Origin of the sequence: Caballeronia sp. LZ035 (assembly GCF_031451175.1) — a bacterium.
In the GTDB taxonomy this organism is placed as follows: domain Bacteria; phylum Pseudomonadota; class Gammaproteobacteria; order Burkholderiales; family Burkholderiaceae; genus Caballeronia.
Map to the genome: position 1 here is coordinate 2125878 of NZ_JARUXS010000001.1, position 12591 is coordinate 2138468.

Annotated in this window: 11 protein-coding genes; 1 reads left to right on the forward strand and 10 read right to left on the reverse strand. The window is 64.1% G+C overall.

The genetic code is table 11. The features are described from left to right. Positions 1-16 precede the first annotated feature (16 nt). The 10 genes from hflX to ndk all read right to left on the reverse strand — a co-directional run bounded on the left by hflX (position 17) and on the right by ndk (position 11497). Positions 17-1345 (reverse strand): GTPase HflX, encoded by a 1329-nt coding sequence (gene hflX / locus QCE88_RS10020; RefSeq protein WP_409018076.1) that lies wholly within the window; start codon positions 1343-1345, stop codon positions 17-19. A gap of 85 nt (positions 1346-1430) precedes the next feature. Beyond that, positions 1431-1667 (reverse strand): RNA chaperone Hfq, encoded by a 237-nt coding sequence (hfq, locus tag QCE88_RS10025; protein ID WP_035930711.1) that lies wholly within the window; start codon positions 1665-1667, stop codon positions 1431-1433. 233 nt (positions 1668-1900) lie between these two features. Then, entirely contained in the window at positions 1901-3241 is a 1341-nt protein-coding gene (der, locus tag QCE88_RS10030) for a ribosome biogenesis GTPase Der (RefSeq protein WP_309901454.1), read from the reverse strand. Positions 3242-3672: 431 nt separating this feature from the next. Continuing rightward, positions 3673-4818, reverse strand: a complete 1146-nt coding sequence (gene bamB / locus QCE88_RS10035; RefSeq protein ID WP_309901456.1) for an outer membrane protein assembly factor BamB — start codon at positions 4816-4818, stop codon at positions 3673-3675. 123 nt (positions 4819-4941) lie between these two features. After that, positions 4942-5571 (reverse strand): tetratricopeptide repeat protein, encoded by a 630-nt coding sequence (locus QCE88_RS10040; RefSeq protein WP_309901458.1) that lies wholly within the window; start codon positions 5569-5571, stop codon positions 4942-4944. 113 nt (positions 5572-5684) lie between these two features. Continuing rightward, positions 5685-7034 carry a histidine--tRNA ligase gene (gene hisS / locus QCE88_RS10045; RefSeq protein ID WP_309901460.1) on the reverse strand — a complete coding sequence of 450 codons (1350 nt, stop codon included), beginning with the start codon at positions 7032-7034 and terminating at the stop codon, positions 5685-5687. A gap of 6 nt (positions 7035-7040) precedes the next feature. After that, positions 7041-8369, reverse strand: a complete 1329-nt coding sequence (gene ispG / locus QCE88_RS10050; RefSeq protein WP_309901463.1) for a flavodoxin-dependent (E)-4-hydroxy-3-methylbut-2-enyl-diphosphate synthase — start codon at positions 8367-8369, stop codon at positions 7041-7043. A gap of 146 nt (positions 8370-8515) precedes the next feature. Then, positions 8516-9619, reverse strand: coding sequence for a helix-turn-helix domain-containing protein (locus QCE88_RS10055; RefSeq protein WP_309901465.1), 1104 nt, complete (start codon positions 9617-9619; stop codon positions 8516-8518). Between the two features lie 162 nt (positions 9620-9781). Further along, positions 9782-10921, reverse strand: a complete 1140-nt coding sequence (gene rlmN, locus QCE88_RS10060; protein ID WP_309903492.1) for a 23S rRNA (adenine(2503)-C(2))-methyltransferase RlmN — start codon at positions 10919-10921, stop codon at positions 9782-9784. A 150-nt stretch (positions 10922-11071) separates the two neighbouring features. Further along, entirely contained in the window at positions 11072-11497 is a 426-nt protein-coding gene (gene ndk / locus QCE88_RS10065; RefSeq protein WP_309901467.1) for a nucleoside-diphosphate kinase, read from the reverse strand. A 353-nt stretch (positions 11498-11850) separates the two neighbouring features. Between ndk and QCE88_RS10070 the strand changes: the two genes are divergently transcribed. After that, entirely contained in the window at positions 11851-12549 is a 699-nt protein-coding gene (locus QCE88_RS10070) for a Bax inhibitor-1/YccA family protein (RefSeq protein ID WP_309901469.1), read from the forward strand. Positions 12550-12591 lie beyond the last annotated feature (42 nt).

Here is a 12591-nt window from a genome sequence, read left to right on the forward strand (position 1 = left end):
TCCATTCCGCTGCGGATCACTGTCCGTGTTCGGGAACCGTGTGGTCGTCACGTTGATCGGCAGGCCGCTGGTCGCCGGGCTGCGCGTTCGTGTCGTGTGTGGCGTTTGACCCGGACTGCGTGGATTGCGTTGCTTCGGACTTTGCTGCGGACCTGGCTTCGGACACCGCCTTGAAGTTCGCACCGGATTCCGCTTCGGATTCTTCCTGTGCGTCCGCGAATTCGGCGAGCACACTGGGAAGGCCCGCTTCTGTTTCCTCGGTCTCCGCCGCGGCGATTTCCGCGATTGCGGCGCGCAAAGCATCGAGTCCCTGACCCGTGCGCGCGCTCAAGAAAACGCGCGAAATATTACCATACTCATCCCTTTCGACCGCCTCGCCGCGGGCCGCGAGCTCCGGCACGGCGTCGATCTTGTTGAAGACGAGAATCTGGCGGATTTCGTCCGCGCCGATGCCGCGCAGCACTTCGTTGACCTGGTCGATCTGGTCGAGCCGCACCGCGCTCGAGGCGTCGACGACATGCAGCAGCAGGTCTGCATGAATGGTTTCCTCGAGCGTCGCGCGGAATGCCGCGACCAGCTGGTGCGGCAATTCGCGGATGAAGCCGACGGTGTCCGACACGACCACGTGCCCCGCTTCCTCGCCGAGATACACGCGGCGCGAAGTGGTGTCGAGCGTGGCGAAGAGCTGGTCGGCGGCATAGGCCTGCGCCTTCGTGAGCGAGTTGAAGAGCGTGGACTTGCCCGCGTTGGTATAGCCGACGAGCGACACCGACATGGTCCGGTTGCGCACGCGCTGGCGACGCTGCGTGCCATGCTGCCGGCGCAGCTTCTCGAGCCGCGACTTGAGCGCCTTGATGCGCTCGCCGATCAGGCGGCGGTCGGTTTCGAGCTGGGTTTCGCCGGGGCCGCGCAGGCCGATACCGCCTTTCTGGCGCTCAAGGTGAGTCCAGGCGCGAATCAGGCGCGTGGACAAATACTGGAGTTGCGCGAGTTCAACCTGCAGCTTGCCTTCATGGCTGCGGGCGCGTTGCGCGAAGATATCGAGAATGAGGCTCGTGCGGTCCACCACGCGGCGATTCAACGCACCTTCCAGATTGCGTTGCTGCGCGGGCGCGAGCGCGTGATTGAAGATGACGAGTTCGACGTCGTTCGCTTCGCACTGCAGACGCAGTTCCTCGACCTTGCCGCTGCCGATGAACATCTTGGCATCGGGACTCGAACGGCGGCCGGTGAGCGTGACGGCGGGATGAGCGCCCGCACTTTGTGCGAGCAGACTGAGTTCTTCAAGACTGGCTTCGAAATCGATTTTGCCGAAGTCGATGCCGACAAGCGCTGCGTTGATCAAATTGATATGTTTAATTTTTGAAGCGACCGGCGAGTTGCTTAATATGGACTATTCAAATGGCAATACGCACCGGTCGCGACATGGTTTAGGACGTTTCGGCGTCCGGGTGGAAATTCACCGGGCGGGCCGGCACGACCGTTGAAATGGCGTGCTTGTAGACCATCTGCGTGACCGTATTTCGGAGCAACACGACATACTGGTCGAAGGATTCGATGTTGCCTTGGAGCTTGATGCCGTTCACCAGATAGATGGAAACCGGGACATGCTCTTTACGCAATGCGTTCAAAAACGGGTCTTGTAACAATTGCCCTTTGTTGCTCATAGCAAACTCCGTATATTTTTTTGCAGGTTGGAAGTATTGTGGACGAAGAAAAAGAGATCCGCCGACAATCGCTACACTATAGCTGATTTTCGTTGATTCACGTTTCGGCGCCAGTCGGCCAAAAGGCCAGCAGCGCACCGCGCAGCGGGCCTCTCGACGGGGTTCGCGGCCGCCCCAACAGCAGCCCTGAACCCTTCCCGCCGACGCCGAAACGCCGGACTTTCACGCGGCTCTCATTCCTTGTCCGCGTAAGGGTTTCGAGTCGATCGAAACTCTATGCGAAGTGGAGTGCCCACCAGCCCGAAAGTTTCCCGGAAGCGCCCTTCCAGATAACGTTTATAGGTATCCGTGATCGCGTCGAGCGCGTTGCCGTGCACGACGATGATCGGCGGATTCTGTCCGCCCTGATGCGCATAGCGCAGCTTGGGACGAACCGGGCCGCGCCGTCGCGGCTGCTGGAATTCGACTGCGTCGATGAGGGCGCGCGTGAGCTTCGGTGTCGGCAGCTTTGCCATTGCCGCGGCATAGGCTTCGTCGACCGATTTCAGCAGCCCGCCGATGCCGGTCTTCTCCAGCGCCGAAACGTAATGGAATTTAGCAAAGTCCAGAAACTTGAGCTTGCGCGTAAGGTCGGCCTTGGTGCGTTCGCGCACATGTGAATCGAGCCCGTCCCACTTGTTCACGCCCACCACCAGCGCGCGCCCCTGCTCCACCACGAAGCCCGCGATGTGCGCGTCCTGCTCGGAGATATCCTGCTGCGCATCGAGCAGCAGGATCACGACGTTTGCATCCGAGATGGACTGCAAGGTCTTCACGACCGAGAACTTCTCGATGGCTTCGAACACCTTGCCGCGACGGCGCAGGCCCGCCGTGTCGATCAGCGTGTACTTGCGGCCCTGGCGCTCGAAATCGACGTAGATCGAATCGCGCGTCGTGCCGGGCATGTCGAACGCGATGACGCGCTCTTCGCCGATCAGCGTATTCACGAGCGTCGACTTGCCGACGTTCGGACGCCCGACGATCGCAATCTTGACGCCGTGCTTCGCCTTCTCCGCCTCGGTCTCTTCCGGCTGGTCGGCATAGGCGATGTCGAGCGCGTCGTTGATCATCTCGGTCACGCCGTCGCCGTGCGCCGCGGAAATCGCGCGCGGGTCGCCCAGGCCGAGTTCGTAGAAGTCGGCCGCGACCGCCGAGTACTTCATGCCCTCGGCCTTGTTCACGACCAGGAAGAGCGGCCGGCCGGTCTTGCGCAGATAATCGGCGATGGCCTTGTCCTGCGGCGCGAGCCCGTTGCGCCCGTCGACGATGAACACGACGATGTCCGCTTCCTCGACCGCCTGGCGCGTCTGGCGCGCCATCTCGTGCAGGATGCCGTCCTTCGCGACGGGCTCGAAGCCGCCGGTATCGACGACGAGATAAGGACGCTCGCCGCCCACGCGGCCCTCGCCGTAATGGCGGTCGCGCGTCAGGCCCGGCAGGTCGGCGACGAGTGCGTCGCGCGAGCGCGTGAGCCGGTTGAAGAGAGTCGATTTCCCCACATTGGGGCGCCCGACGAGGGCAATCACGGGTTTCATCTGATGTTGTTCAAGGTTGAACGCTAGGCGGACACGGTACGCGCAGCAAAAGTTGCCGTGCGTGCTTCTGTGCCCCTGCGTTGCTACGCCGCGCAGTGGCTGCGCCTGTCGAAAATTAGCATGGATTCGGCTTGCCGCACGCACGTCGCGCGGCCGTTCCGGCTTCGGCGCTCATTTGCCGGTTTCGCCGGGTTTTGCCTCTCGTGAGGCGTTTTCGGTCACTGCTGGCCGCGCGGCGGATGCGCGCGCCTCGTTGCAGTCATCCCGCGCTTGCGTGCGGGTTGTATCGCGATGCGCGCACGGCGCACCGCCTGTTTCTCGTGCGGCCCGTCGTGGCGGGCCTGCCGCGCCGCCTGAGCGGCGCGCGTACAGCGTATTTGCCGGAACGGAGTGTCGCGCTTCGTTCCAGCGGGTGATGAACGGTCGCGGCCTTAGTTGCTCGGACGGAAACCGTAGATATCGCCGTCGTGCGTCTGCACCACGAGCGTTTCGCCGGCCAGCACGGGCGCCGCGGTGATTGCGCTGCCGTCGGTCGGCGCACGGCCGATCAGCGTGCCGTTTTCCGTGTTCAGAAAGTGCACGAAGCCCTTGTAATCGCCCACTACGACCGCGCGGCCCAGGATGTACGGCACGCTGACGCGGCGGTTCTTCAGCACGTCGGACTTCCACAGCTGCGAGCCGTCCGACGCGCGGAAGGCGTTGACCACCGACCAGTCGTCGCCCGCCGCGACGACCTCTTCGCTCTGCGCGAGGCCGCTGTCGCTCGAGAAGTTCTTCTCCCACACCGGCTGGCCCGAGTTGGCATCGAAACAGCCGAGGCGGCCCTGGAAGGTCACCGCGCAGGTTTGCGCACCGACCAGCCCCGGCGCGCCGGTCACGTCGTTGATGCGCTCCACCTCGGTCACGCCCTTCGGATAGGACACCGGCGCCTGCCAGTAGGCGTCGCCCGTTTGCAGGTTGATAGCCGCGAAGGTACCGCCCGGGAAGCCCGCCAGCACCGCCTGGTTGCCCGCGAAGGTCATGCCGGCCGCGACGCGCAGGTTGAGCGGCACGGCGCGCAACTGGAACACCCACTTCTGCTCGCCAGTTTGCGCGTTGAATGCGATCACCTTGCCGTCGATCGTGCGCACGATCACGAGGTCATTGCCGACCAGCGGCGGCGACACGATTTCGCCCGGCGCCGTGGCGGTCCACAGTAGCTTGCCGTCGGGACCGAGCACGTCGACCTGGCCTTTCAGGCCGCCCACGGCCGTCAGATTGCCGTCGCTGCCCACGCCCGCCGACAGATCGTCCTTCAGCTTCACGCGCCAGACGTCCTGACCGGTCTTCGCATCGATCTTCGCGACCGAGCCGTTGGCGCCCGCTGCGAACACATAGTCGCCCACCGCGACCGGCGAGAACAGATAGCGGCCCGCCTTGCCGACGCTCGCCTTCCACGCCTGGTTGACGGTCAGCACCGGCTTGAAGTCCGCGAGCGGCACCGGTTCGCGGCGTTCATCCTTGGTCGACGAACAAGCGGTCAACAAGACGGTCATCGCGCAGGCGAGCGGTACGGCGTAGCGTTTCAAAAGAGTCATCAGTGGACGCAATGTGGAAAGTTGAACGGGTTGATCGGTGTGCGCGCCGCGCCGCGCGTGCGGCGTTCGGACGCGGCGGCCTGCACACGCGATCGATGCTTCGGGGACGAACCGGCGCGAACCTTAGCCGCCCAGCGCATCGAGCTTGAACTGGACCAGCTGACGCGCGGACGTGTCGTTCGCGGGCAGCGCGTCGAGCGCGACCTTGTAGGACGCGCGCGCATCGTCGCGCTTGCCCTGGGCCGCCAGCAAATCGCCGCGACGATCCGCGATGACGCCCTTGAACGCGTCGAGCGGAGCGTCCGCGAGCAGCTTCAGGCCTGCGTCGTAGTTCTTCTCGTCGAGCAGCACGAGCGCCAGGCGCAGCTTCGCGATCTGCTTGTACTCGTCGTCCTTCGCGTGGTCGATGACCCATTGCAGCTGGGTCTTCGCGCCGGCCGCATTGCCTGCCGCGTACAGCGATTTCGCCGCCGCGAGCGCGCTCATTTGCGCGTAGGCCGTGCCGCCGAACTTGTCTTCCATGTCCGACGCCATGCGTAAGACCAGCGCCTGGTCGGGTCCGTTCACGGCCTGTTGCAGATGGTCGTACAGCACGGAGGCTTCGGCTGCCTGGCGGCGCTGCCAGAAGTTCCAGCCGTTGTAGCCGGCGGCCACAATGAGCACCGCAAGCACGATCCAGGTCGTGGCGTTACCCCATTTGGCCCACCAGGCTTTTACGCTTTCAATCGATTCTTGTTCGTCGTGATAGCTCATCGTCCAGCTGATCCTTCCTGCGTTTCATGACCTGCAACGAGTGCCGCGCGCGATGCCGGCGCTGCGCGATCCGGCGGATGCGTGCGGCTGACCGACTACAACTTGCCTAAAAATTAGGCAGCGTCGTCATCGGCGGTTGCAACCATCGCATTGATTAGGTATTCGGTCAAGTCTTCGGCCGGCACGTTGACCTGCGCGTTCTTTTGACCGTCGGCGCCCTCCGCGCCCGAGCGACGCAACGGCTTCACGCCGATCAGGCCCTGCGCGAGTTCGTCCTCGCCGAGCACCACGGCAAACGCCGCGCCGCTCGCATCGGCCTTCTTCATCTGCGACTTGAAACTCGCGGACGCGCCGTCCGGGCTGCAATGGAGAATCACGTCGAGGCCCGTGTCGCGCAGACGTTCGGCGACGATGAACGCCTGCTCCGCCGCCTGTTCGCCCTGATGGACGACGTACACATCCGTGCCATCGGCTTCCGGCACGAGCTGTTCTTCCTTGAGCAATTCGAGGATGCGCTCGACGCCCATCGCCCAGCCGCACGCGGCCGTCGGCTTGCCGCCGAGCTGTTCGATCAGCGGGTCATAGCGTCCGCCGCCCGCGACGGTGCCCTGCGCGCCGAGCTTGTCGGTGACCCATTCGAACACGGTCAGATTGTAGTAATCGAGACCGCGCACGAGACGCGGATTGACCGTGAACGGAATGTTGTTCGCCTTGAGCAGACGCTGCACGCCGTCGAAATGCTTGCGCGATGCCTCGCCCAGGAAGTCGACGAGCTTCGGCGCGTTCTGCGCGATCTCCTGCAACGCCGGATTCTTCGTGTCGAGCACGCGCAGCGGGTTCGTGTAGAGACGGCGCTTCGCTTCCTCGTCGAGGACGTCGACGTGTTGTTCGAGATACGCGATCAGTTCCGTGCGGTGCGCCGCGCGTTCGTCCGCCTGGCCGAGCGAGTTCAGCTCGAGGCGGATGCCGGTCAGCCCCAGGTCGTCCCACAGGCGCTGGCACATCATGATGATTTCGGCGTCCGTGTCCGGACCTGCGAAGCCGAGCGCTTCCACGCCGACCTGATGGAACTGCCGATAACGCCCGCGCTGCGGACGCTCGTGACGGAACATCGGGCCGATGTACCACAGGCGCTTCGGGCCGTCATACAGCAGGTTGTGTTCGATGGACGCGCGCACGACCGCGGCGGTGTTCTCCGGGCGCATCGTCAGATGCTCGCCGTTGAGGGCATCGGTGAAGCTGTACATCTCCTTCTCGACGATGTCCGTCACCTCGCCGATGCCACGCGTGAACAACTGCGTATGCTCGATGATCGGCGTGCGGATGTTCTGATAGCCGTATGCGCGCAGCATCGACTTGACGGTGGTTTCGAAGAAATCCCACAGCGCGGCATCCTGCGGGAGGATGTCGTTCATGCCCTTCACGCCCGTCAGTTTCTCGAGCCGCTTCTTCTGTTCAGTCATCTGTCTTTAGAGTGATGCCGTGGACGTCTCTTCGCGCGCGCCGGCCTTCTGGCCGTAAGTGCGCTCGACGTAGTCGCTGACGATTTGCTGGAATTCCTCGGCGATGCGCTCGCCGCGCAGCGTCTTCACCTTCACGCCGTCGACGAACACGGGCGCCGCCGGATTCTCGCCCGAGCCTGGCAGGCTGATGCCGATGTTCGCGTGCTTCGACTCGCCCGGCCCGTTGACGATGCAGCCCATCACCGCGACGTGCATCTTTTCGACGCCGGCGTATTTCTCGCGCCAGTCGGGCATCGAGCGGCGCAGGTAGTTCTGGATCTGCGACGCGAGTTCCTGGAACAGCGTGCTGGTGGTGCGTCCGCAACCGGGGCACGCGATGACCATCGGCGTGAAGGAACGCAGGCCCATGGTCTGGAGGATTTCCTGGCCGACGACGACTTCGCCCGTACGCGCGCCGCCCGGCTCGGGCGTCAGCGAGATGCGGATGGTGTCGCCGATGCCTTCCTGCAAGAGGATAGACAGCGCCGCTGTCGACGCGACGATGCCCTTCGAACCCATGCCCGCCTCGGTCAACCCGAGGTGCAGCGCGAAGCTGCAGCGCTGCGCGAGTTCGCGATACACGGCGATCAGGTCCTGCACGCCGCTCACCTTGCACGACAGGATGATCTTGTCGCGGCCGAGACCGAGTTCGACGGCGCGTTCCGCCGAGCCGATGGCCGACTGGATCAGCGCTTCGTACATCACGCTCTGGAGTTCCCAGGGCGTGGCGCGCGCGGCGTTTTCGTCCATCATGCGCGCGAGCAGATCCTGGTCGAGGCTGCCCCAGTTCACGCCGATGCGCACCGGCTTGTCGTACTGGATCGCGGCTTCGATCATCTGCGCGAACTGCGTGTCGCGCTTGGCGCCCTGGCCGACGTTGCCCGGATTGATCCGGTATTTCGACAGCGCTTCCGCGCACGCGGGATGATCGCGCAGCAGCAGATGGCCGTTGTAATGAAAGTCGCCGACGAGCGGCACGCTGACGCCCATCCGGTCCAGCTGCTCGCGCACGTGGGGCACGGCGGCGGCGGCTTCGGGCGTATTCACCGTGATGCGGACCAGTTCCGAGCCCGCTTGCGCGAGTTCCTTGATCTGGATCGCGGTGCCGATGGCGTCGGCGGTGTCGGTATTGGTCATCGACTGCACGCGCACCGGCGAGTCGCCGCCGATGGTGACCAGCTGGCCGCCCCAGCGCACGTCGACCGCGTGCGACGCGCGGCGCCGCAACGGACCGCCGAACACGGGTTCGGCCGAACAGATCTTGCTGCTGATCAGGGATTGAGCTTCGGATTGCATCGCATGACCCTTTGGAAACCTTGCCGCCCGTTGCGGCATCCGGTTACGTCTGTGGAACCTTGAACGGGCGGCGCGGCTTGCGCCGTGACGCCCCTGTTTCGTGTGTTGCTTGCGTTTGTTGCTTGCGTTTCTTGCAGCGCGCGTGCTCAGGGCAATGAAAGACGCGCGACGTTGCCGCGTGCGGCAGAGTAGCGCTTGGCGTCGACGGGCTCGTCGTCCACCGACAGCGACTCCACGCCCTTGACATTGCCGACGGTCACCTTGAACGGCGGCTCGCCCTGCACGCGCTGCGTGTTGCCGGCGCGCACGAGTCCGGAATACAACTCCTTCCCGTCCTTGCCGCGCACGCTGAACCAGCTGTCTTCCTTGACCTTCAGTTCGACCGCGCCGGAGCCGCTGCCGGCCACCGCAGCGGCCGAACCGGCCGTGGCCGCCGCGGGAGCTGCCGCCTTCGGCGCCGATGCCGGCGTGGTCGCGGCCTGATGCGCTTCGCTCTGCACCGCCGACAGCGCCGACGACGACGCCGGCAGCGCGTTCGTGCCGAGCGGACGGGGCATCGGCTGCTCGCCCGGTGCGGCGGCGACTTCCGGCAGCGAGGCTTCGCCCGTGTTGGCGGCGGCGGCTTCGTCCGGCGTGGCCGCTGACGACGAAGCGGCCTTGTCAGCCGAATCCGCGCCCGCCGAGGCGCCGACACCCGTGGCCGACTTGAGGCGCGCGAGCCAGTCGCTCGACTCGCCGCCGGTATGCCAGGTGACGAGGGCCGCGAGCACGACGAGGACGGCCAGGATGCCCCACATCCACGAGCGCTTGCGGCCGGTCGAATTGCCGAGCGGCACCGAGACGCGGCCGCGCGGCATGTCCGCGCCCGCCGACACCGGCACTTTCAGATTCTGCCCGACCGCGCCTGCGTCGCGCCGGAACGCCTGCGTGAACGGCGCGGGATCGGCGCCGAGAATTTTTGCGTAGCTGCGCACGATGCCCGCTGCGAAAGTGCGGTCGGGCAAATGGCTGATGTCGCCGGCTTCGAGGGCGAGCAGCTTCGGCGGCGAGACCTTGAGGCGCGCGGACACGTCGTCGATCGACCAGCCTTTTGCCTGCCTGAGCTGCGCGAGACGCGCGCCAACTGCCTGAATCGAGTCCAGCGCCCCCGCCTGGCCCGCATTCAATGCCGCGCCTTCCGCTCCGGGCTGTCCGTCGGACGAACTGCCGGAATGGCTGCTGAAAGGCGTCGGATGTTGCGGCTCACTCATGCCAAATTCCTCGCATCGATTCTTTTATATAGCGCCGCGGTGATGTGCGTTTCGAACTACGTGAACGATACAACCCGGGCGTCATGGCAGACCGCTTTATAACAAAATGTTCGGCTTCGCGGTTTGCGGCGTCCGGTTTCGGCGCACCGGCTTCGCGCCGCATCAGACCGCCCGTACCTCGATGACCTTGCCCTGCGCCCGGTTCGTGCGCTCAGCCAGCCGCGTACGGTCCTGCACCGCCCCCGCCAGCTGACCGCATGCCGCGTCGATGTCGTCGCCGCGCGTCTTGCGCACCGTCGTCACGACGCCCGCGTCCATCAGGACCTGCGCGAAGCGCTTGATCTGCTCGTTCTTCGAACGCGTCAGACCCGACTCGGGGAACGGATTGAAGGGAATCAGGTTGAACTTGCACGGTACGTCGCGGGTGACGGCGAGCAGCTCGCGGGCATGCGCTTCGGTGTCGTTGACGCCGTCGAGCATGCAGTATTCGAACGTGATGAAATCGCGCGGCGCGACCTTCAGGTAACGCTGGCATGCGGCCATCAGTTCGCGCAACGGATACTTCTTGTTCAGCGGCACCAGCATGTCGCGCAGCGGATCGTTCGGCGCATGCAGCGATACCGCGAGCGCCACCGGCAGGTCGGCCGCGAGCCGGTCCATCATCGGCACGACGCCGGAGGTGGACAGCGTCACGCGACGGCGCGACAGGCCGTAGGCGTTGTCGTCGAGCATCAGGCGCATGGCCGGCACGACGGCGTCGTAGTTCAGCATCGGCTCGCCCATGCCCATCATCACGACGTTCGTGACGACGCGCTCGCCCTTGCCCGGGCCGCCCACTTCGCGCCCAAGCGACTTGCGCAGCGCGAATTCCGCCATGCGCAGCTGGCCGATTATTTCGCCCGTGGTGAGGTTGCGGGAAAAGCCCTGCTTGCCGGTGGAACAGAAACGGCAATTGACCGCGCAGCCCGCCTGCGACGACACGCACAGCGTGCCGCGCGTTTCTTCGGGGATGAACACGGTTTCGACCGCGTTGCCATTGCCGACGTCGATCAGCCACTTGCGGGTGCCGTCGGCGGAAACGTGATCCTGGATGATGTCGGGCATCGCCATGTTGGCGCGGCCCTTGAGTTTTTCGCGCAGCGATTTGGCCAGGTCCGTCATGCCGTCGAAGTCGTCGGCACCGTATTGATGGATCCAGCGCTGCAATTGCTTGGCGCGAAACGGCTTTTCGCCCAGGCTGTCGCAATAGGCGACGAGTCCGGCGGCGTCGAGATCGAGAAGGTTGACGGTGTTGCTCGTCATGTCGAGATGTGCCATTTCAGATTGCGAAGTCCGGGCGGCCTACTTGAAGCCCGGCCCGGGACCGTTCGCGCCAATTCCTGCGGTATTACGACTTCAGTGCGTCGCGGCGCGATGCCGCGCCTTTGACTGGCGCGGCGACGTACGCAGCGATTAACGCGAGTAGACGTTCACTTCCGGGAAGAAGAAGGCGATTTCCTGGCGCGCCGTTTCAGCGGCGTCCGAACCGTGCACGGCGTTCGCGTCGATGCTGTCGGCGAAGTCAGCGCGGATCGTACCCTTGTCGGCCTTCTTCGGGTCCGTTGCGCCCATCAGGTCGCGGTTCTTGCCGATGGCGCCTTCGCCTTCCAGCGCCTGGATCATGACCGGGCCCGAAACCATGAACTCGACGAGATCCTTGAAGAACGGACGTGCGGCGTGCACGGCGTAGAACTTTTCCGCGTCGGCGCGCGACAGATGAACCATGCGCGACGCAATGATCTTGAGGCCTGCGTTTTCGAAACGGCTGTAGATCTGGCCGATAACGTTCTTTGCCACTGCGTCCGGCTTGATAATCGACAGGGTGCGCTCGATCGCCATGAAAAACTCCAAAAAATGAACGGTTTACGAATTAAAACGAATCGACAATTGTAGCATGAAGCAAGGTATGATTGCGATTGAAACCTTACGGCGCCGTAAGCATCAAAAGCCTTGAGAGCCTGGACCGCGGAATTCGCTGGCCCTGGCCCGCATTGGCCATTCGAACTATTGAATTCGTCGCGCTGCGGGGCCATATTGGAGCAATACGCCGCATTGCAACAGGCGCATGGCAACGTGCCTCGCGCCCGCCGTGGCGGTGTCCTAATGCAGGTTTAAGTCCGCGCACCTTATCATCGGTGTGTGACGGATGTGGCGGGAAACCGAATCACAGACAATTGGAGCAAGGAGAAACCATGAACGAATCCCCCTACGGCTTTGGCCGCAACGGCAGCATCACTTCGGTTGAGACGCGCAACCGGGTGCTGCGCAACACGTACTGGCTGCTCGCCCTCTCCATGGTGCCAACCGTGCTCGGCGCCTGGATCGGCGTGGCAACCGGCTTCTCGCTGTTCGCGGCGACCAGCCCGACCATGAGTTTCATCGCGTTCCTCGCCATCGCGTTCGGCTTCATGTTCGCCATCGAGAAAACGAAGAACAGCGGCCTGGGCGTCGTGGTGCTGCTCGGCTTTACGTTCTTCATGGGCCTGATGCTGTCGCGCTTGCTGAGCTTCATTCTCGGCTTCACGAACGGGCCGCAACTGATCATGATGGCCTTTGGCGGCACGGGCGTGATCTTCGCGGCCATGGCGACCATCGCCACGGTCAGCAAGCGCGACTTCTCGGGCCTCGGCAAATTCCTGTTCATGGGCGTGATCGTCATTCTGCTGGCGGCATTCGCGAACATCTTCCTGCAGTTGCCCGCGCTCATGATGACGATCTCCGTGCTCGCCATCGTGATCTTCTCGGCGTACATGCTGTTTGACGTGCAGCGCGTGGTGAACGGCGGCGAGACGAACTACATCAGCGCAACGCTGGCGATCTATCTCGATCTGTACAACGTGTTCACGAACCTGCTGGCCCTGCTCGGCATCTTCGGCGGCAACCGCAACTGATCGACTAGCGGCGATACAAGGAAAAACGGCCTGCGATTCAAA